The organism is Ruegeria sp. BE3 (assembly GCF_056538865.1).
In genome coordinates this window covers 101,624-119,748 of record NZ_JBQFTW010000002.1, presented here as the reverse complement: position 1 = coordinate 119,748, position 18,125 = coordinate 101,624, and the positions used below count along the sequence as shown (strand labels likewise).

26 protein-coding genes are annotated in these 18,125 nt (G+C 58.0%); 9 read left to right on the top strand and 17 right to left on the bottom strand.

Annotation, left to right across the window (positions count from 1 at the left end; translation table 11 throughout):
- Window positions 1-77: 77 nt before the first annotated feature.
- Entirely contained in the window at window positions 78-677 is a 600-nt protein-coding gene (locus tag ACR0AZ_RS07980) for a L,D-transpeptidase (RefSeq protein WP_480667188.1), read from the bottom strand.
- Window positions 678-845: 168 nt separating this feature from the next.
- On the opposite strand from ACR0AZ_RS07980, the gene dalA reads away from it, so the two are divergent.
- Window positions 846-1,361 carry a divisome-associated lipoprotein DalA gene (gene dalA, locus ACR0AZ_RS07975; RefSeq protein ID WP_480471109.1) on the top strand — a complete coding sequence of 172 codons (516 nt, stop codon included), beginning with the start codon at window positions 846-848 and terminating at the stop codon, window positions 1,359-1,361.
- 66 nt (window positions 1,362-1,427) lie between these two features.
- Here dalA and ACR0AZ_RS07970 read toward each other — a convergent pair whose 3' ends face one another.
- The 7 genes from ACR0AZ_RS07970 to ACR0AZ_RS07940 all read right to left on the bottom strand — a co-directional run bounded on the left by ACR0AZ_RS07970 (window position 1,428) and on the right by ACR0AZ_RS07940 (window position 6,212).
- Window positions 1,428-1,892, bottom strand: a complete 465-nt coding sequence (locus ACR0AZ_RS07970; protein WP_480471110.1) for a PTS sugar transporter subunit IIA — start codon at window positions 1,890-1,892, stop codon at window positions 1,428-1,430.
- 58 nt (window positions 1,893-1,950) lie between these two features.
- Window positions 1,951-2,514, bottom strand: coding sequence for a ribosome hibernation-promoting factor, HPF/YfiA family (hpf, locus tag ACR0AZ_RS07965; protein ID WP_170428456.1), 564 nt, complete (start codon window positions 2,512-2,514; stop codon window positions 1,951-1,953).
- A 252-nt stretch (window positions 2,515-2,766) separates the two neighbouring features.
- The gene (gene lptB / locus ACR0AZ_RS07960; protein WP_480471111.1) at window positions 2,767-3,525 is read right to left on the bottom strand and encodes an LPS export ABC transporter ATP-binding protein; all 759 of its coding nucleotides are present in this window, start codon (window positions 3,523-3,525) and stop codon (window positions 2,767-2,769) included.
- Window positions 3,525-4,016, bottom strand: coding sequence for an LptA/OstA family protein (locus ACR0AZ_RS07955; RefSeq protein WP_480471112.1), 492 nt, complete (start codon window positions 4,014-4,016; stop codon window positions 3,525-3,527). The genes lptB and ACR0AZ_RS07955 overlap by 1 nt, the downstream gene beginning before the upstream one ends.
- A gap of 3 nt (window positions 4,017-4,019) precedes the next feature.
- Window positions 4,020-4,619, bottom strand: coding sequence for an LPS export ABC transporter periplasmic protein LptC (lptC, locus tag ACR0AZ_RS07950; protein WP_480471113.1), 600 nt, complete (start codon window positions 4,617-4,619; stop codon window positions 4,020-4,022).
- A gap of 13 nt (window positions 4,620-4,632) precedes the next feature.
- Entirely contained in the window at window positions 4,633-5,601 is a 969-nt protein-coding gene (locus ACR0AZ_RS07945) for a KpsF/GutQ family sugar-phosphate isomerase (protein WP_480471114.1), read from the bottom strand.
- The gene (locus tag ACR0AZ_RS07940; RefSeq protein WP_480471115.1) at window positions 5,598-6,212 is read right to left on the bottom strand and encodes a ribonuclease D; all 615 of its coding nucleotides are present in this window, start codon (window positions 6,210-6,212) and stop codon (window positions 5,598-5,600) included. The genes ACR0AZ_RS07945 and ACR0AZ_RS07940 overlap by 4 nt, the downstream gene beginning before the upstream one ends.
- Window positions 6,213-6,344: 132 nt before the next feature.
- Here ACR0AZ_RS07940 and ACR0AZ_RS07935 point away from each other — a divergent pair, with 132 nt between their 5' ends.
- The 8 genes from ACR0AZ_RS07935 (at window position 6,345) to ACR0AZ_RS07900 (ending at window position 13,475) form a co-directional block, all read left to right on the top strand.
- Window positions 6,345-6,602 carry a metal-sensing transcriptional repressor gene (locus ACR0AZ_RS07935; protein WP_480471116.1) on the top strand — a complete coding sequence of 86 codons (258 nt, stop codon included), beginning with the start codon at window positions 6,345-6,347 and terminating at the stop codon, window positions 6,600-6,602.
- A gap of 3 nt (window positions 6,603-6,605) precedes the next feature.
- Window positions 6,606-7,919 (top strand): MFS transporter, encoded by a 1,314-nt coding sequence (locus ACR0AZ_RS07930; protein ID WP_480471117.1) that lies wholly within the window; start codon window positions 6,606-6,608, stop codon window positions 7,917-7,919.
- A 63-nt stretch (window positions 7,920-7,982) separates the two neighbouring features.
- Entirely contained in the window at window positions 7,983-8,411 is a 429-nt protein-coding gene (locus ACR0AZ_RS07925; RefSeq protein WP_480471118.1) for an Lrp/AsnC family transcriptional regulator, read from the top strand.
- 72 nt (window positions 8,412-8,483) lie between these two features.
- Window positions 8,484-9,164 carry a transglycosylase SLT domain-containing protein gene (locus tag ACR0AZ_RS07920; protein WP_480471119.1) on the top strand — a complete coding sequence of 227 codons (681 nt, stop codon included), beginning with the start codon at window positions 8,484-8,486 and terminating at the stop codon, window positions 9,162-9,164.
- Between the two features lie 69 nt (window positions 9,165-9,233).
- Entirely contained in the window at window positions 9,234-11,261 is a 2,028-nt protein-coding gene (flhA, locus tag ACR0AZ_RS07915) for a flagellar biosynthesis protein FlhA (protein ID WP_480667315.1), read from the top strand.
- Entirely contained in the window at window positions 11,258-12,031 is a 774-nt protein-coding gene (locus ACR0AZ_RS07910) for a flagellar biosynthetic protein FliR (protein ID WP_480667187.1), read from the top strand. Before flhA ends, ACR0AZ_RS07910 begins: the two co-directional genes overlap by 4 nt.
- Complete coding sequence (flhB, locus tag ACR0AZ_RS07905; protein WP_480667186.1) at window positions 12,028-13,116, top strand: flagellar type III secretion system protein FlhB; 1,089 nt, start codon at window positions 12,028-12,030, stop codon at window positions 13,114-13,116. The genes ACR0AZ_RS07910 and flhB overlap by 4 nt, the downstream gene beginning before the upstream one ends.
- Complete coding sequence (locus ACR0AZ_RS07900) at window positions 13,116-13,475, top strand: hypothetical protein (RefSeq protein WP_480667185.1); 360 nt, start codon at window positions 13,116-13,118, stop codon at window positions 13,473-13,475. The genes flhB and ACR0AZ_RS07900 overlap by 1 nt, the downstream gene beginning before the upstream one ends.
- A 16-nt stretch (window positions 13,476-13,491) precedes the next feature.
- On the opposite strand, the gene ACR0AZ_RS07895 is transcribed toward ACR0AZ_RS07900, so the two are convergent.
- The 9 genes from ACR0AZ_RS07895 to ACR0AZ_RS07855 are packed head-to-tail and all read right to left on the bottom strand — an operon-like array spanning window position 13,492 to window position 18,037.
- Window positions 13,492-13,998 (bottom strand): flagellar basal body-associated FliL family protein, encoded by a 507-nt coding sequence (locus ACR0AZ_RS07895; RefSeq protein WP_480471123.1) that lies wholly within the window; start codon window positions 13,996-13,998, stop codon window positions 13,492-13,494.
- Window positions 13,999-14,010: 12 nt separating this feature from the next.
- Window positions 14,011-14,742, bottom strand: coding sequence for a flagellar basal body L-ring protein FlgH (gene flgH / locus ACR0AZ_RS07890; RefSeq protein ID WP_480471124.1), 732 nt, complete (start codon window positions 14,740-14,742; stop codon window positions 14,011-14,013).
- Entirely contained in the window at window positions 14,742-15,155 is a 414-nt protein-coding gene (flgA, locus tag ACR0AZ_RS07885) for a flagellar basal body P-ring formation chaperone FlgA (protein ID WP_480667184.1), read from the bottom strand. The genes flgH and flgA overlap by 1 nt, the downstream gene beginning before the upstream one ends.
- Window positions 15,155-15,940: a flagellar basal-body rod protein FlgG gene (flgG, locus tag ACR0AZ_RS07880; protein ID WP_480471126.1), complete on the bottom strand. Its 786-nt coding sequence runs from the start codon at window positions 15,938-15,940 to the stop codon at window positions 15,155-15,157. The genes flgA and flgG overlap by 1 nt, the downstream gene beginning before the upstream one ends.
- Window positions 15,941-15,961: 21 nt before the next feature.
- Complete coding sequence (locus ACR0AZ_RS07875; protein ID WP_480471127.1) at window positions 15,962-16,672, bottom strand: flagellar hook-basal body complex protein; 711 nt, start codon at window positions 16,670-16,672, stop codon at window positions 15,962-15,964.
- Complete coding sequence (locus ACR0AZ_RS07870) at window positions 16,672-16,944, bottom strand: flagellar biosynthetic protein FliQ (RefSeq protein WP_480471128.1); 273 nt, start codon at window positions 16,942-16,944, stop codon at window positions 16,672-16,674. Before ACR0AZ_RS07870 ends, ACR0AZ_RS07875 begins: the two co-directional genes overlap by 1 nt.
- A gap of 4 nt (window positions 16,945-16,948) precedes the next feature.
- Window positions 16,949-17,239: a flagellar hook-basal body complex protein FliE gene (gene fliE, locus ACR0AZ_RS07865; RefSeq protein ID WP_480471129.1), complete on the bottom strand. Its 291-nt coding sequence runs from the start codon at window positions 17,237-17,239 to the stop codon at window positions 16,949-16,951.
- 12 nt (window positions 17,240-17,251) lie between these two features.
- Window positions 17,252-17,638, bottom strand: a complete 387-nt coding sequence (gene flgC, locus ACR0AZ_RS07860) for a flagellar basal body rod protein FlgC (protein WP_480660062.1) — start codon at window positions 17,636-17,638, stop codon at window positions 17,252-17,254.
- Window positions 17,639-17,650: 12 nt separating this feature from the next.
- Window positions 17,651-18,037 (bottom strand): FlgB family protein, encoded by a 387-nt coding sequence (locus ACR0AZ_RS07855; protein ID WP_480471131.1) that lies wholly within the window; start codon window positions 18,035-18,037, stop codon window positions 17,651-17,653.
- Window positions 18,038-18,125 lie beyond the last annotated feature (88 nt).

Sequence of the window (18,125 nt, the reverse complement as noted above, 5' to 3'; positions counted from 1 at the left end):
GAGTTTTTCTAATCAGCAATACCGCCGGATTGCAATTGCAACTTGCGCCACAAGCGGGTTCGTGCGCGAAAATGTCGTCAAATTAGCAACACTTGCGTGCCAACATTGGCCATTGCAAACAGCTCAGCGATGTCTTCGTTGAACAGTCCGATGCAGCCATTTGACGACCGGCGCCCGATTTTGCGCGTATCGTGGGTGCCGTGGATGCGGTAATATTTCCAACTCAGATACAAAGCGTGTGTTCCCAATGGGTTATCCGGACCCGGCGGAATATAATCCGGCCATTCCGGATTACGCTTTTTCATCGACGGCGTTGGTGACCAGCTTGGACCTTCGACTTTGCGGATAACGCTGGTGCGTCCGCGGCGGGTCAACTCTTCGGTCAATGGCACCGAAGATGGGTAAAGTTTGTACACGGATTGATCTTCTGACCAATAATGCAGCGCCCGCGAGACGGTATCGACCAGAATGGCCCCGTTATTGGTGTTTGAGAAGTACGGCTGCCAATCGAGTGCACGGAACCCGGACACATTGCGGCGCACAGGTGCTTCGGGTTCCGGGGCAGGGCGCAGCGGATCACCTGGGATGTACTGAGCCAGCGCCGGTGACACGAGGCTAGCCGAGGCAGCTGCCAGAAATGCGCGGCGCGTTTGGGTAACAATCGGTTTCTTGACCATGACGAGCGGTCCTTTGCTAAGGTCGAATGCAAATTCTGGAACATTTTATGGCCAGAATGCTTCAGTCGCAAATCAAACCGGCAGAATCATGCAAGCTTGGGCCATTGTGCATTTGCCCCGAGCCTTCAAGCGAGCTATTTCCCTTGAAACACAGAATTCAGGCCAATCATGACACGTATTCTTTCTCTTCTGACGATTTGTACCCTCGCTCTGGCGGCATGCACCGATTCGGGCACCACGACGATTGGGGCTGACGGCAGACCTCTGCCTTCGGTCTACAAGATTCGCGGCAATCCAGAAAAACTGCAGTTCCGCATGCTGGATTCAGTGAATGCCCTGCGGCAGGCATCCGGCCTGCAACAGGTCCAATTGAACTCACAACTGAACGCGGCTGCCGCCACTCATGCGAAAGACATGGCCCGGCAGAACCGTCCCTGGCACTTCGGCTCAGACGGTTCGTCACCGCTCGATCGAGCGGCGCGGGTCGGATATTTCGGTACGTTTCTGGGCGAGGCGATCTCGGAAACCTATGAAACCGAAACCGAAACGCTGGCGGCCTGGATGCAGGAGCCCGGGCCGCGCTCGGTCATCATGGATCCGAAAGCAACCCAAATGGGATTTGCCTGGCACCAGGAAGGTGGCGGCAAGATCTGGTGGACGCTGGAAATGGGAACCGGCGGCTGAGCACCCATCGCTTGAAACAAGAAAGCCCCCGAATTTCGGGGGCTTTCTTGTTTGTGTTGCGCCCAATTAGGCAGCCTGTACCGATTGGGCCTCAGTTAAAATCGCATACAACTTAACTGGATCGGGGTTGGCCCGCAGCTTGGCGCAAACGGTCTGTTCGCGCAGTGTGCGAGAAACCAAGGCCAGTGCTTTCAGGTGTTCGACGCCTGCCTCTTCCGGCGCAAAAAGCGAAAAGGCCAGATCAACGGGCTGACGGTCGACCGAGCCGAAATCGATGGGCTTTTCCAACATCACGAAAACCCCCGAAACCTCCTCCAGCTCGGGCAATCGCGCGTGCGGCAAGGCAACACCATGGCCCACGCCCGTCGGCCCCAGGCTCTCGCGCTCAAGCAGGCTGTCAACGACGGCCTGTGCTTCCAGACCCAGCGTAGCGGCGGCGACATCGCCGATTTCCTGAAACAGACGCTTCTTGCTGGACGCGGCTGACAGCACACGCACCGCCTCGGGCTTCAGAATGCTCGAAAGCTCCATGATCTTGCTCCTCGACCATGCCCCCAGCTTTTGGGGGCAGGCCAGTTATCCTTGCCTGTTACGGATCGATCCATCCGATATTGCCGTCATCACGACGATAAACGACATTCAATCCGTCCTTGTTCTCATTCCGGAACACCAGCACCGGGGCACCGGCGAGTTCCATCTGCATAACGGCTTCACCAACACTCAGCGATGGGATCTTGGTTTCCATCTCAGCCACAATCATCGGCTGCAACGATTCGGGCTCATCTGCCGTCTCCGATTCGTCAGAAGCGAGGATATAAGAGGACGCGCCGAAGAGTTCAACTGGCTCGGACCGATCCTTGTGGTGGTCTTTCAGGCGGCGCTTATAGCGACGCAGTTGTGTCTCCATCTTGTCACAGCAGCCCTCAAATGCTGCATAGATCTCGGTCGCGTGCGCCTTTGCCTGAGCGGTCAGACCGGTCGACAGATGCACGGTGGTCTCGCATACATATTCATGCGCCGAACGGGAAAAGACGACGTTGGCGTCCGTTGGTCGCTGGGCATATTTGCCGACGACCTCGCCCAGTTCGGTCTGCACATGAGTTTGCAGGGCCGCACCGATGTCGATCTGTTTTCCGCTGATTTGGTAACGCATGTGATCTCCTTCACAATTCACACCCATTCTGACGCCACATAGCGTGGCGGACTTGTTTTTATCGGGTGGGGGGTCGCAGCAGAGTCTGCGGTTGCCGTTGATCCAGCCCTTCAAAGAAGGGGCATCGCGATCCAGTCTGGAACCGAAGACTTGCCATACCCCAATTGAGCCAAGAGGCGGGGGAAGAGTCAATCAAAACAGGTGTGTATATACCAAATTTCCGCCATGCGCCCGGCGCAATCCCGCGCAAGCTCATGAAATACGGAAGTTTTCGCCCAAATAAACCCGACGCACATTTTCGTTTTCCACCACCTCGTCAGGGGTGCCGGACATCAGAACCTGACCATCGTGCAGAATATAGGCGCGGTCCACAATTTCGAGTGTTTCACGCACGTTATGGTCGGTGATCAGAACACCGATACCGCGTTTCTTCAGATCGGCCACCAAAAGGCGGATATCCCCGACACTGATCGGGTCGACCCCAGCAAAGGGTTCATCCAGCAGCAGATATTTCGGATCCGCAGCCAGACAACGCGCAATCTCAACCCGGCGACGTTCACCCCCTGAAAGCGCGAGCGCGGGTGCGCGGCGCAGATGTTCAATCGAGAAGTCCGACAGCAGCTCTTCCAGCCGCTCTTTGCGGCGATGAGCATGTTTGACGGTGATGTCCAGCACGGCAGCGATGTTGTCTTCAACGCTCATGCCGCGGAAAATCGACATCTCTTGTGGCAGATAGCCGATCCCCAGACGCGCGCGGCGGTACATCGGCAGGGTCGTGACGTTCTGGCCGTCAATCGTCACGCTGCCCGCTTCGGGGAAGACAAGCCCGGCAACCGAATAGAATGTCGTGGTCTTACCCGAACCGTTTGGTCCGAGCAGCGCAACCACCTCGGACCGGCCCAGTGTCATCGAGACATCCCGGATTACGGTCTTTTTGCGGTAGGATTTCCGCAACTTCTCGATCTTTAGACCGGAAGTGCCCTCAGCGACAGACAGGTTCGGGCGGTTCATCAATTCTGGCCCTGCTGCAATATGGTCTTCACCCGCCCTGACATCGTTGCCGTGCCCGAGGTCAGGTTCGCGATCATCTGATCTCCGCTGATCACGCTGGGCCCCTGCGTCAGCAGCACATTCCCTTTCATCTCGATCACACCAGTATCGATGGTGTATTCGGCCCAATCGCCCTCAGCCGCGTCCGGTGGGCTGACCAGAACCACATTTTCGGTGGCCTCCATCCGTTCAATGGCCGAACGTTCTTCATTATAGATCACCAGCACCCGCTCAGCGGTCAGGCGCATTTCACCCTGGATGACGATCACATTGCCCAGAAACTCGGCCGAGCCGTCTTCCTGGTTCACATTCAAAGTCTCGGACGTCACCTCGACGGGCAAGGTCGGGTCGGCTTTGACCGCCCCAAAGGCAACTTGTGCTTCTTGCGCTGACAGGGGCGCTGCTCCGGCGATCAGAGCGAAACAAACAGAGGCAACACGAAAATCAAACACGGGTTATCTTTCAGCTTTTTGCGGCTCGTATATCAGCTTCACGCCATCTGTAAAAAGAATATGGACCGGGCCGTCCGTTTTTTCCGTACCAAATGTCATCCGCCCAGCGGTAAAGTCACCGATCGGGCCGGTGCCGTCAATCTTGCCCGGACTATCACCACGTATTTCTTCCAGAGATGTGTTCAAGAGCTCAGTGGTAACCTGAATGCCATCAGCGGTGGTGATGACCACATTGCCTGAGAAGGTGGCGGTGCCCTTATCGGGCCGGATCATGCCGGTGTTGGATTCCAGCGTGATCTCACCCCCATTGCTCAGACCGAACCTGCCCTGCACTTCAGCTGCGGTAGGGTTGTCGCCTGTACTACCCTGGCTGGCACGGCGCGCTTCGACGCGAATTTCTTCGCCCTTGCGGGTTACCCCCTTGTAGTCGGGTCTGGTTATGACCTGATCGGTCAACCGTTCGTCAATCTCCTGTCCGCTGAACGGGACCGAAACATTGGTGTCGATGCTGCGCGACAAAAGGAACACGGTGGACAGCAGCAAAATGGCGGCCAGAGGCAGCACCACTTTCAGAAACTGTACCCAACGGGAATGACGGTCCACCGCAGACCCTCCCTCAGCCCAGACCAACGCGCAGGCAATCGTGGATGTGCAGAATACCTTCAGCACGACCATCCGCGGCCGGGTCGACCACAAAGAGGCAGGTAATTTTTGGGGTTTCCATGGTCATCAACGCAACAGCGCCTTCAGCCAGCTCATCTGGTCCAATCGTGCGCGGGTCAGCCGTCATGACCTGATCAACCGTCAGATCAAGTAGACCTTCCATGTGCCGCCGCAAGTCACCATCAGTGACAATCCCCAACAGACGACCACGTTCATCTGTCACACCAACGACTCCGAACCCCTTCTGGCTCATAATCAGAAGCGCTTCGCTCATCGCGGTACCAGTGGGTACAATCGGTGTATCTGTATGCATCAAATCACGCACCTTGCTCAACTGTGCGCCCAGTTTGCCACCTGGATGGAAGTCGCGGAAGTTTTCGGGCTTGAAGTCCCGATACTTCATCAACGCAATCGCCAGCGCATCCCCCATCGCCAGCGTCAGCGTGGTCGAGATCGAAGGCACCATGCCAAAACCGCAGGCCTCTCCCAGTGACGGAATCAGCAGATGCACGTCGGCCTGTTTCATCAGCGTGCTTTCGGGTTTGCTGGACAGGCCAATCAGAGGGATGCCAAAGCGGCGGGTAAAAGCCAGCAGGTTGGCCAGTTCCGGCGCTTCGCCGGAGTTCGAGATCGCCAGAACCACGTCGCCTTTGGACACCATGCCCAGATCGCCATGACTCGCCTCGGCAGGATGGACGAAATAGGCAGGTGTACCGGTGCTGGCCAGAGTTGCCGCTATCTTGTGGCCGATATGACCTGACTTGCCAATGCCGCTGATGATGATGCGGCCAGTCGCCTGCAGGATCAGTTGCACAGCCTCGGCAAAATGCTCATCCAGCCCCTCGGCCAGAACATCCAGCGCGCGGGCTTCGTCGGTGACAACCTGTCGGGCGGTTTTCAGGAAAGCTTCGGTATCAGTCATGAGTGCGCAAAGATATCCGTTTCGGGCCAACCAGCGAGATCGAGTTTCGCACGCATCGGCAGGAAGTCAAAACAGGCCTGTGCCATCTCGGTCCGGCCTTCACGCGCCAGTCGCCCGTCCAGCGCCTCGCGCAGGCGATGCAGATACAGCACATCCGAGGCCGCATAATCCAGCTGGGCGTCAGTCAGGGTTTCCGCACCCCAGTCGCTCATCTGCTGTTGCTTCGAGATATCGACGCCGATCAGCTCCTGGCACAGGTTCTTGAGCCCGTGCCGGTCGGTATAGGTGCGCACCAGGCGACTGGCGATCTTGGTGCAATAGACCGGTGCAGCCAGCGCGCCGAATGCATGATACATCGCAGCAATATCGAAGCGGCCAAAGTGGAACAGCTTCAAAACATCGGGGTTTTCCAGCATCGCACACAGGTTCGGAGCACGCGTCTGCCCTTTCTCGACCTGCACGATATGGCTGTTGCCATCCCCGCCGGACATCTGGATCACACAGAGGCGGTCCCGATGCGGGTTCAGCCCCATGGTTTCACAGTCGATGGCCACTACAGGGCCCAGATCCAACCCGTCCGGCAGGTCATTCTTATAAAGGTGGTTCGCCACGGAATTGTCCTTTGTGCGCTTTCGTCCCCGAAATAGGAGGTTTCACGAACAAACTCAACGTCATCAGCTCAAAGGTTGTTTCCGGAGTTTCCCAGCATTGACATATCCCCTAGGGGAGGATAGGGATGCGCCATGACGACTCATACCCACCCTTCGCATCCTCAGATCACTGCGCGGCTGAAGCGCGCGCATGGCCATCTGGCCAAGGTTATCACAATGCTGGAAAGCCAGGCCCCTTGTGGTGACATCGCCCAACAGCTCTTTGCGGTTGAAAAAGCGATCACCAACGCCAAACGCGCCCTGATCCATGACCATGTCGACCACTGCCTGTCCGCCGGGGCAGACGGTCAGAGTGTCGAAGACTTCAAAACCATCACGAAATACCTTTGAGCCATGCTTAGCGTCCTGAAGAACCGCACCTATCGTCATCTGCTGGCCGCACAGGTCGTTGCATTGTCTGGAACCGGGCTGGCCACCGTTGCCTTGGGTCTTCTGGCCTTCGATCTGGCCGGAGAGGCCGCCGGGATGGTGCTGGGCACCGCGCTTACCATCAAGATGGTGGCCTACGTTACAATCGCGCCGCTGGCGGCCGCCTTTGCTGAGCGGCTGGATCGTCGCCGCATGCTTGTGGCGCTGGATCTGGTGCGCGCTCTGGTGGCGCTCTGCCTGCCTTTTGTGACCGAAATCTGGCAGGTTTACGTGCTGATCTTCCTGCTGCAATCCGCCTCTGCCGGATTTACCCCGACTTTTCAGGCCACCATTCCCGACGTACTGACCGACGAACAGGACTATACCAAGGCCCTGTCACTGTCGCGTTTGGCCTATGATCTTGAAAGCCTGCTGAGTCCGATGCTGGCTGCCGCGCTGCTGCTTCTGGTCAGTTTCGACAGTCTGTTCTTGGGCACGGGTGTTGGGTTTGTCGCCTCAGCGCTGTTGGTGGTATCCGTTGCTCTTCCCTCGCCCAAGCCATCGGCACAGCGCGGCATCTATGACAGAACCACGCGCGGCATCCGCATTTATCTGAAAACGCCACGTTTGCACGGGTTGCTGGCGCTCAGCTGGAGCGCAGCAGCACTGAGCGCGATGGTGATCGTCAACACCGTGGTGATCGTACGCGCTGATCTGGGCCTTTCGGAAAGCGCTGTCGCGATTGCCCTGGCTGGCTTCGGCGGCGGATCAATGCTGGCGGCGTTCACCCTGCCCCGACTGCTGGAGCGCATTTCAGACCGTCAGGTGATGCTGAGCGGTGCCGCTCTGGCGACCGGCGCCATGGCTGTCGCTGCGGTGCTGTCCACAGCCCTACCGATGACGCTGGGGCTGTTGACGCTGATCTGGGCTGCCGTGGGCTTTGGCTATTCCGCCACACTCACACCATCCGGTCGCCTGTTGACCCGTTCTGCCCATCCCGAAGATCGTCCGGCACTGTTCGCGGCGCAATTTACCCTGTCTCATGCGTGTTGGCTGTTTCTCTACCCGCTGGCCGGGTGGTTGATGACTCAATTCGGCGCAACAGTGGTCATGGCTGTAATGGCAACTGCCGCAGTCCTTGGTCTGTCGCTGGCCGTGCGGCTATGGCCGCGCAACAGCCGTGCTGCAGTGGCGCACAATCACCCGGATTTACCGCCGGATCACCCGCACCTCACAGGTTCAGGACCGCACGTGCACCCTGTGGTGATCGACGAGTTGCATCCGCAGATCCCGCGCTAGGCTTGAGCCCGCCCCGCAAACTGCCGTAAACCGAGACATGCCCCTGAAATGTCCGGAGCCTGCATGGACCAGCTTGACCGTCGCATCATCGCCGCCCTGCAACATAATGCGCGCGATTCAACGACCCGCATCGCGGCAACGCTGGGTGTGGCCCGGACCACCGTGCACGAACGCATCAATCGCATGGAAGAGCGCGGGATCATCGCAGGCTATTCGGTCGTTCTGCGCGAAACCGAGGACACACCCCGGGTTCAGGTCGTTGTCCTGCTGGAAGTGCAGCAAAAGGAAACCACACGGATCATCAAGCGGCTTGAGGCCTACCCAGAGGTCAAGCTTTGCCTGTCTATCAATGGCGAGTTTGACCTGCTGCTGTCTGCCGAGGCCCCCCGGATCGAAGACCTCGATATCCTCGTCGACGAGCTGGCCCGCATCCCCGGTGTGCTGCGTACCAACACCAGCGTTGTTTTTGGCCGCAGAATCGATCGGAGCTGAGGTGCGCTAACCCTCTGTAAACCGAAGACGGACTAGCTTGGCCGGGATTGATCAGAATCTCGGACCGGCAGAATGCCCCATCGTGAAACCCTGTTTGCGCTAAGTCTGGCGCTTATTGCACTGGCAAAGCCCGGCCATTCTGCGCCGGGTGTTGAGACGGCAGCTTTGTGCGATCAGGCCGCGCAGCGGGCCGCACGGGCGGAGGGTGTGCCGCTGAAGGTGCTTAGGGCCATTGCGCGGGTTGAAACGGGCCGCACGGTCGACGGTGCATTGCACCCCTGGCCCTGGACCGTCAATCGTGAAGGGCAGGGATATTGGTTCGCCTCCGCAACCGAAGCGAAATCCTATGTCTTCAACATCTTCAAATCCGGCGCCCGCAGCTTTGACGTCGGCTGTTTCCAGATCAACTATCGCTGGCATGGCAGCGCCTTCCGCTCGATCGAGGCGATGTTCGACCCGGACGAGAACGCCACCTATGCCGCACGCTTCCTGAACGAGCTATATGCTGAGCTCGGCTCATGGCCCGCTGCTGCCGGGGCCTATCATTCGCGCACTGAACATCTCGCTGCATCCTATTCCAACCGCTTTCAGACGATTCTCGCACAGCTGGAAGGTGCCCGCGTGGACGGCGACCCGTTCACCGCATCGGCATCCCCGTTGATCTCACGCCCATCCTCACCTGTCGCACGCACTACATTGGGGTCCCTCGTGCCTCAATCCACCGGCGCGACGGCGTTCATCCCTTTCAACTAAGAGGTCCCTGTGCCCCGGATCGATATCCGCACCCTGTTCTCTCCGACCGTCCTGCTGGCGCTGGCGCTGATGACCGTCATTGTGATGATGATCCTGCCGATGCCCGCTTGGGTGCTGGACGTTGGCCTTGCAGCTTCATTCGCGCTGGCGATCCTGATCTTTACCCTGACCCTGTTCATTGAACGGCCATTGGATTTCTCTTCCTTCCCGACCATCCTACTGGCCTCGCTGATGCTGCGGCTGTCGCTGAACGTGTCATCGACCAAACTGATCATTGGACAGGGGCATACCGGTACAAACGCCGCTGGCGATGTGATCGAGGGGTTCGCGCAATTCGTCATGAGCGGCAGCATCTTTCTGGGCCTCGTTGTGTTCGGTGTCCTGCTGATCGTGAACTTCATGGTCATCACCAAAGGCGCTGCCCGCATGGCCGAGGTCGGGGCGCGCTTTGCATTAGACGGCATGCCCGGCAAGCAGCTGGCCATCGACAGCGATATGTCCGCCGGTGCCATTGACCACCAACAGGCTAAAGAACGGCGTGAACGCGAGCAACAGGAGACCACTTTTTTCGGCTCGCTCGACGGTGCATCGAAGTTCGTCAAAGGTGATGCCATCGCTGGGCTGCTGATCACTTTGCTGAACCTCGTGATGGGTCTGGTCATGGGCGTGATCGTACATGGGATGCCAGTTTCCTCGGCGTTTGAGACATACGCGATCCTGACTGTTGGCGATGGACTGGTGTCGCAGATTCCAGCGGTGATCATCTCGATTGCTTCGGCCTTGCTGCTGGCACGCGGCGGTACGCAGGGCGCCACTGACAGCGCGATTTTCTCGCAACTCGGGCGACACCCCGCAGCCCTGGCAACCGTTGCGGTTCTGATGGTTCTTTTTGCGCTGGTGCCCGGTCTGCCGTTCCTTCCCTTCATTCTTGGCGCGGCGGCGCTGGGTTATGCCGCCTATTCCGGCCTGAAGAAACGAAAAGCTGAAGAGACCCGAGCCGAGGTTGCAACAACCGAGACCGACACCCCTGTCTCACAAGCCATCGGCGATGTGCTGGACCTGGATGACGTACATCTGGAATTCGCCCCCGATCTGGTCAGCATGGTGCTGAATCCCGGTACCGGGCTGGATGCGAGGATTGCCAATATGCGCACGTATGTGGCGTCAAGCTTCGGCCTGATCTTGCCCGAAATTCGCCTGACCGACCGCGCCGACCTACCCACCGGAACTTATGTCATCAAGGTACAAGGCGTCGAACAGGCGCGCGGTGTCCTGAACTCGGAACTGGTGTTGGCGCTGGTGCAGGAAGGCCAGGATCTGCTGCCCGACGGCACCGATGTGACTGAACCGGTTTATGGAGCACCTGCACGCTGGATCCTGCCCAAAGATCAAGAAGCCGCAGCCATGAACGGGGCCACCATCGTGACCCCGCCCGAGATTTTGGCCACCCACCTGCTTGAGATCATCAAACAGAATTTCTCGCGCCTGCTGACGCTGAAATCCCTGCGCCGCCTGCTGTCCGAGATGACCCGCCTCAGCGATCCCACGCGCGCCGAAGCCAATCGCAAGCTTCTAGACGAATTAATCCCCGACAAGGTGCCGATCGATATCCTGCACGCCGTGTTGCGTCTATTGCTCGACGAGAGGGTCTCGATCCGCAACATGGCGCTTATTCTGGAAAGCGTGGCCGAGGCGCGGATGACCACAACTCAGCCCGAGGGGATTTGCGAACTGGTTCGCCAGCGGCTGGGCTTTCAATTGGTGGCCGACATGAAACGCGAAGATGGCTCAATCCCGCTGATCCAACTGGCACCGGAATGGGAAGACACTTTCGCCAGCTATCAGATCGACGCCCCAAATACCGGCCTGGATGTCGCACTGCCGCCAAACCTGTTCAACAAGCTCGCTGATGGGGTGCATGACAGTGTTGCCAAATCCGCCGATCACGGGCTGTTTCCGGCCGTCGTCACCTCGACCCGGCGTCGGCGATTGCTGCGTACGATCATGCATGCCCGCGGCATTGCCAACCCGGTTCTGTCCTTCGAGGAAATCGGACTGGAAGCGCGCCCAGCGCTGGTTGGAACGGTGCCTGCGTGATCGCTCTGCCACCCGAGCTTTTGCCGTATCTCGGGCAGACTCTTTGGCACCTCTTTGCCATCTTGCTGCGCATCTCGACCATGGTGTCCCTGCTGCCCGCTTTTGGTGAACGCAGTATTCCCGTGCGCGTCAAGCTGGGACTCTCCGTCGCGTTTTCCCTGATTGTGGCACCTGCGGTACCAAGCGCTGACACACCGCCCGGCTTCGGTAACATGATCGGCCTGATCGGGACAGAAATCGCGACTGGTCTGGCACTTGGAATTGGCCTTCGCCTGTTTGTGTTGGCATTGCAAACAGCCGGATCCATCGCAGCACAAGCCACATCGCTGTCACAGCTTCTGGGCGGAGCGGCAGCCGAACCCGTGCCCGCGATGGGATATTTGCTGACGCTGGCGGGACTGACGCTGGCGGCCTTGCTGGGTCTTCATATCCGGGCCGCGCAATTCATGATCCACAGCTATATGCTGTTCCCCATGGGCACCCTGCCACTTGCCCCAGATCTGGCGCAATGGGGCGTAACGCAGATATCATGCAGTTTCAGATTGGCTTTTGCGCTGGCGATGCCCTTCGTCATCGCCTCGCTGATCTACAACCTGGCCCTCGGTGTCATCAATCGCGCCATGCCGCAGCTGATGGTTGCTTTCGTCGGTGCCCCCGCGATCACGTTTGCAGGTCTCTTTCTGCTGTTTGCCGGTACACCGTTGATCCTGTCTGTCTGGTCAGACGCTCTGTTCGCCTTCCTCGAAAACCCGCTCGGAGGGCCAAGATGAGCGCACAGGACGATGACAGCGACAAATCATTTGAGGCGACCCCTCAAAAGCTGGAAAAGGCGCGCAAGAAGGGTGAGGTCGCCAAATCCAATGATCTGTCGGCTGTGGCTGCGTATGCCGGACTACTCATCGCGGTTGTGTTGGCGGGGCAATACACGGCGCAACACCTCGGAACCCTGTTTATGGTTCTGATAGATCAATCTGAACGCTTGGGCGAATTGCTGACAACCGGTCCCGCCACCGCGCCGGTAACTGGGATCCTGCAATCCGCACTCGTGCCGGTGGCAGCCTTGTTCACCGTGCCCGCTGCCGCGGTGATCCTTGGCCTGATTGCACAGCGTGGTTTGGTCTTTGCACCTGAGAAACTGAAACCCAAGCCCTCGCGCGTCTCGCTTGTCACCAATGCGAAAAACAAATTTGGACGCGGCGGTTTGTTTGAGTTTGCAAAGAGCTTTGTGAAGCTACTGATCTATGGCACTTGTTTGACCCTATTTCTGCACGCAAACCTGCCAGAAATCCTGTCATCCAGCGCGGCACCCGCACGATCTTCCGTGGTGTTGATGATGAACCTGCTATTCCGCTTTATGTTCATCGTTATCACCATTGCTCTGGCAATCGGCATTATCGACTACCTCTGGCAGCACGCCGAGCATCTGCGCAAGAACCGGATGTCGCGCAAGGAAATCCAGGATGAGACAAAGGACGCTGAAGGAGACCCGCATGTCAAACAACAGCGCCGCCAGCGCGCGCAAGACATCGCCACCAATCAGATGATGGCGGACGTGCCCAAGGCCGATGTGGTGATCGTCAACCCGACGCATTACGCCGTCGCCCTTAAATGGTCGCGCGCCAGCGGAACCGCCCCGGTCTGCATTGCCAAAGGGGTAGACGAAATCGCCGCCACGATCCGGGCCACGGCAAATCAGGCCAGAGTACCCATCCACTCAGATCCGCCCACCGCGCGCGCACTGCACGCCACGGTCGAAATCGGCCATGAGATCAGCGAAGACTATTACCGTCCGGTCGCGGCCGCCATTCGCTTTGCCGAAACCATGCGCAAACGCGCAAAAGAGCAAGTGACGTGATGCGTAGACGGATGACGGACCTGCTGACAGTCACCGAAGCTGGCTACCAGCGCGAACACCAAAAGCTGCATCCATTGTTGCAGCAGGAGGCTAGAATTCTCGGTCGGCTGTCGCAGCTGGATAAACAGTTGGCAGAGGTGAATATGCAGTGCACGCAAACCGAAGGATACCGTGTCACGGGCACCGATCTACTGTGGCACAGCTGGGAATCTGCCGCACGGCGGGAGCTGAACACAGAGCTAGCACGCCTTAGGTCGCAGAAGCTTTCGGCCATGGATGATCTGCGCCAGGCATTCGGCCGCAAACAGGCCGTGACAGAACTGGCGCAACGCCTGCAACAGGGCAAGCGCCGCGCATAAGAACATTAAAACCAGCTCAGGTATCCTGCCGGCTGACGCTCATGATCAAAACCTGAGACACGTCCTGCCCCAAATCCTTCTGCGCGACCTCAAGCAGTGCTTTCCGCAGGGCAGCCAGGTTATCCGACCGCGTGAACGTCCCATTAAATCCACCGCTATTGGCGTGATCAAATAGCACCTGCAAGAATCTGTCTCTGAGCTTGGGTTCGATCTCGTAAAAGACATCCTCGATACCCGGACTTACCTCAAGGCTGAGCGACATTGTGACCAGCGCAGAAATTTCATCCTCTGCAACAACCGGAACCACAAATTGCTTGGTAAGCTTCAGATATTCCTGTGTCTTCTCGTTATCTTCCTTACTAGACTTGGAGTTCTTCTGTTTCCCTTGGTCAGCTTTGACTGGTTTGGCATCGGTCTTATCCTCGGCTTTTTCCACCTTTCCAGCGGGAGCCAGAATAACGCCAACCCCGACACCCGCTGCGAGGCCCGCCATCAGGCAGATGATTGGCAACAGTTTTCCCATCACATCACCACCTCAGAACGGCAAAACCGTATCAAGAACCTGTTGCCCATATCGCGGCTGTTGTACATCCGTGATCTGGCCGCGGCCTCCATAGGACACGCGCGCCGAGGCAATCTTGTCGTAGGTGATCTCGTTCTGGCGTGAGATGTCTTCGGGGCGAACATATCCCGCAACCAGTAACTCACGCAGTTCGAAATTCACGCGCAACTCCTGCGAACCAGTGATCGACAACACACCATTGGGCAGCACGTCGACAACCGTTGCGGCCACACGTAGTGTCAGTTTCTCTTTGCGCTTGACCGATCCTTTGCCCTTGCTGACAGAGGCCGAGTCGATCGATACAGCCTCATCCAGAGAGGCTCCTTCAGGTAAACGTTCCGCCGCGCGTTGCGGCAACCCGAAGAGGCCGGGTACAGACAGACTTTCCGAACCCGCGCGTGAGCGGTTTGTGTCGTTCGAAATTTCAGCTTTTTCATCCAGCTCAATCACGACTGTCAGAATATCACCCTTCTTCATCGCCCGTTGATCCCCGAGCAACGAATGCTGACCACCGCTCCATAGCGAGGCGCGATCGACTGTGCGCTGCGGCTGACTGTGCAATGGCAAACCAGGCCACAGCATTGCGACATGTTCGGGCGATTCAGTATTGGGTGTCAGGCTTGGAGGTTTACCCAGATGATCCAGCCGTCCACAGGCCGTAATGCCCATCACTGTGCAGAGCATGAGTTTCGATAGATTTGACATCACTTGACCTCGATTTGACCATCGGCGCGGATCACGCCCGTTACCGTTGTGCGCGATGATAAGTTCATCACCCGGATACGCTCACCCACTGCGCCACGCCCCAAGGCACGACCCTCGGCGGTAATCGAAAGCGCGACACGATCGAACACCAACGTCACCAGATCGTTCCGATCCACGATCGCGGGCGGGCCGATATCCGACAAACTGATCGGCCTGCCGGGGTAGAGCGCCACGCGCGCCTCCTGCCCGACAAGGCTGGAAATCTGTTGGGCCGCACCGGCGATCTCGATGGTTTTGATCTCCAGATCCGAGGCGACGATAATCTCTTTCGCGCGGATCGTTCGTGTCGGCACGACAATTTCTGCGAAAACCGCGAAAGGGCACAGCGCTAGGATACAAACCAGAATTCGCATCAGCGGACCTGCGTTGTGGCACCCATCATCTGGTCCACTGCCGAGATGACCTTGGCATTCATCTCATACCCGCGCTGTGCCTCGATCAGCTCGGTCACCTCGCGCACCGCGTCGACCGAGCTGTCCTCAAGATACCCCTGCCGCAACGTGCCCAGACCATCCTCGCCCGGAGTACCGACGACAGGTGCACCCGAGGCTTCAGTCTCTTTGAACAGGTTGCTGCCCACAGCCTCAAGCCCTTTGGCATTGGAGAAACTGGCCAGCGTGAACTCCCCTAATAATTGCCCTTCGGCGGTATCGTCAAAATAGGCATAAACTTCGCCCGCGGCGTTGATCGAGATGGATCTGGCGTCGTCCGGGATGGTGATTTCCGGTGCGACGGCAAAGCCGTCCGAAGTGACGATAAGACCTTCTGCGGACCGCTTCAGGCTGCCGTCTCGCGTGAAGGCAGATTGTCCGTTAGGCAGGGTCACCTCAAGATAACCGTGGCCTTCAATCGCGACGTCCAGGTCACTTCCGGTTGCCGACAATCCGCCCTGTTCCAACTGCACAGTCACGGCGGCCGGACGCACACCCAGACCCAATTGGATACCCGTTGGCAGCACCGTTCCGTCCGAGGCATTCACCGCCCCTGCCCGCGCCATTTGCTGATAGTGAAGATCGGCAAACTCAGCCCGGCGTGCGTTATAGCCTGTGGTATTCATATTCGCGAGGTTGTTCGAGATGGTCTCGACCCGCATCTGCTGCGCGGTCATACCGGTCGCGGCGATTTTCAAAGCCCGCATGTAAGTATCTCCTCTCTCAGATCAGCGCATCAGCGCCTTGAGGGCGCCGCGCACCCGTTCATCCTCGGCATCCATAAAACTCTGGCCCAACTCATAAGCACGCTGGATCTCGATCATCCGCGTGACCTGTCCAATGGCATTCACGTTCGAACTTTCGAGGAACCTGTGCAGCACAACCGGTTCGTCCACCGGATTGATCTGCCCACCGGGACGGAAATAGGTGCTGCCTTCGCGCACAAGGTTTTCCGGCTCAGCGACGGAATAGACACCAATCTGCCCCAGAAGCTGGCCATTGACACTCAACGTACCATCGCTGCCAACATCAATCGTTGCAGCATCAGGTGGGATAAAAACCGGCGCGCCATTGCCGTCCAGAACGCGATGACCTTCCATGGTGACCAGATCGCCCTCGGCACTGGGTGAGAAGCTGCCCGCGCGAGTCAGACGATTGCCTGCCGACGTTTCGATCAGGAAAAAACCGTCGCCTTCAATGGCAAAATCAAACGTCCCACCGGTTTCGGTCAACACGCCTTGCTGTAACGAGGTATTACGCACCTGTGCCCGACTGAGCGACAACGACGGATCGCCTGGCATGTCCCGAACGAACTCTGAAAACACCAATCCCTGCTGGCGGTATCCGGTGGTGTTGGCGTTGGCGATGTTATTGGCGACCAGCCGCATTTCGTTCATAAGACCCGACTGACGAGACAGGGTGACATAAGCAGTGTCCATCAGCGACCTCCTGCGATAAGCGGGATCAGCGTCCCGGTGAAAAAAGTGACGAGGGTCTGGGTCATGAAACCCATCGAGATCCAGAACACGATGACGATGGCGATCAGCTTGGGAACGAAGGTCAGCGTCATCTCTTGTACCGAGGTCAGCGCCTGGAACAGACCGACGGCAAGCCCCGAGACGAGCGCCACCGCCAGGATCGGGACCGAGGTGATGACCGCAACCCACAAAGCCTGACGTACGATGTCATAGAAGAGGCCCTCGCTGAGCATCGCGTCAGACCGGCATCCGCAGGATTTCCTGATAGGCTTCAACCACCTTATTGCGAACGATCACGGCTGTTTCCACCGCCAATTCGGTCTGCGCCAGCGCCTGAACCAACGCATGCGGGTCGGCCTGACCGATCATTGAAGACTGCGCTACCTGCTCGCTGTTCTTCAGTGTTGCCGCAAAATCCCGGAACGTGGATTGCAGCCCCTGGCCAATGCCCTGGTGATCGGGATCAGCCTGTGTAGCCGGGCGCGCGCCTGCATAGTTCTGCGCGGCGGTAAGAGATCGGATATCCATTCTGGCTTTCCTTTATTTTCGAAGTAAATCCATCAGACTCGATGACATCTGCCGAGTCTGATCGAACATTTTGAGATTGGCCTCGTAACTGCGCTGTGCCTCGCGGGCGTCCGCAATCTCGATCATCAGATCGACATTCGAGCCCTGATAATGCCCCGAGTCATCCGCCATCGGATGACCCGGATCATAGATGCGGGTCAGATCACGGCGGTCGAGTTTGACGCGCCCAGCCTGCACCGTCTGCTGACTACCCTTTTCGACGGTTTCAAACGGCACAGTCTTACGCCGATAACCCGGCGTATCCGCGTTCGAAATATTCTCGGACACATGACGTAGCCGCGCTGCCTGCGCACGCAGGGCGCTGGCCGAGGCTGTCAGAGAATGGGAAAAATCGCTCATGCTGCTTCTCCCTTACGATCGGCCAAGAGAGGTACGCAGAATGCCGATCGACGAACGATAAATCGCCAACGCCCGGTCATGCTGCCGTTTGACGTCGACCGCTTTCAACATCTCTTCTTCCAGCGAGACACCGTTGCCGTTGGGGTCACCTGACGGATCGGCCACATATTCCGCCCAGTTCCAAGCACCCGAATCGCCATTCTGATGACCGGCGCGGGTGGTGGTCATCGCAACCTCGCCTCCGGTCTTATCAAACGCTGTCCCGAAGGCCTCGATATCGCGGGGCTGATAGCCGGGCGTATCCGCATTTGCCATATTGCGTGAGATGACAGTCTGCCGTTGCCCGGCATGGGTTGCCATTGCGTACGCTGTTTTAAAGACGTTCAGGTCATAGAACATCGGGGCTTCTCCCTCGATCAATTTCAATCAAGGCTTAACCCCGATTCCTTTAGAAACCGTTTTCGAGAAAGCAATTTGGAGGGCCTGC

Coding starts and splice junctions, on each gene's coding strand:
- ACR0AZ_RS07980 (WP_480667188.1), bottom strand. CDS start 677: ATGGTCAAGAAACCGATTGTTACCCAAACGCGCCGCGCATTTCTGGCA.
- dalA (WP_480471109.1), top strand. CDS start 846: ATGACACGTATTCTTTCTCTTCTGACGATTTGTACCCTCGCTCTGGCG.
- ACR0AZ_RS07970 (WP_480471110.1), bottom strand. CDS start 1,892: ATGGAGCTTTCGAGCATTCTGAAGCCCGAGGCGGTGCGTGTGCTGTCA.
- hpf (WP_170428456.1), bottom strand. CDS start 2,514: ATGCGTTACCAAATCAGCGGAAAACAGATCGACATCGGTGCGGCCCTG.
- lptB (WP_480471111.1), bottom strand. CDS start 3,525: ATGAACCGCCCGAACCTGTCTGTCGCTGAGGGCACTTCCGGTCTAAAG.
- ACR0AZ_RS07945 (WP_480471114.1), bottom strand. CDS start 5,601: ATGACTGATACCGAAGCTTTCCTGAAAACCGCCCGACAGGTTGTCACC.
- ACR0AZ_RS07935 (WP_480471116.1), top strand. CDS start 6,345: ATGACGACTCATACCCACCCTTCGCATCCTCAGATCACTGCGCGGCTG.
- ACR0AZ_RS07930 (WP_480471117.1), top strand. CDS start 6,606: ATGCTTAGCGTCCTGAAGAACCGCACCTATCGTCATCTGCTGGCCGCA.
- ACR0AZ_RS07925 (WP_480471118.1), top strand. CDS start 7,983: ATGGACCAGCTTGACCGTCGCATCATCGCCGCCCTGCAACATAATGCG.
- ACR0AZ_RS07920 (WP_480471119.1), top strand. CDS start 8,484: ATGCCCCATCGTGAAACCCTGTTTGCGCTAAGTCTGGCGCTTATTGCA.
- flhA (WP_480667315.1), top strand. CDS start 9,234: ATGACCGTCATTGTGATGATGATCCTGCCGATGCCCGCTTGGGTGCTG.
- flhB (WP_480667186.1), top strand. CDS start 12,028: ATGAGCGCACAGGACGATGACAGCGACAAATCATTTGAGGCGACCCCT.
- ACR0AZ_RS07900 (WP_480667185.1), top strand. CDS start 13,116: ATGCGTAGACGGATGACGGACCTGCTGACAGTCACCGAAGCTGGCTAC.
- ACR0AZ_RS07895 (WP_480471123.1), bottom strand. CDS start 13,998: ATGGGAAAACTGTTGCCAATCATCTGCCTGATGGCGGGCCTCGCAGCG.
- flgH (WP_480471124.1), bottom strand. CDS start 14,742: ATGTCAAATCTATCGAAACTCATGCTCTGCACAGTGATGGGCATTACG.
- flgA (WP_480667184.1), bottom strand. CDS start 15,155: ATGCGAATTCTGGTTTGTATCCTAGCGCTGTGCCCTTTCGCGGTTTTC.
- flgG (WP_480471126.1), bottom strand. CDS start 15,940: ATGCGGGCTTTGAAAATCGCCGCGACCGGTATGACCGCGCAGCAGATG.
- ACR0AZ_RS07875 (WP_480471127.1), bottom strand. CDS start 16,672: ATGGACACTGCTTATGTCACCCTGTCTCGTCAGTCGGGTCTTATGAAC.
- ACR0AZ_RS07870 (WP_480471128.1), bottom strand. CDS start 16,944: ATGCTCAGCGAGGGCCTCTTCTATGACATCGTACGTCAGGCTTTGTGG.
- fliE (WP_480471129.1), bottom strand. CDS start 17,239: ATGGATATCCGATCTCTTACCGCCGCGCAGAACTATGCAGGCGCGCGC.
- flgC (WP_480660062.1), bottom strand. CDS start 17,638: ATGAGCGATTTTTCCCATTCTCTGACAGCCTCGGCCAGCGCCCTGCGT.
- ACR0AZ_RS07855 (WP_480471131.1), bottom strand. CDS start 18,037: ATGTTCTATGACCTGAACGTCTTTAAAACAGCGTACGCAATGGCAACC.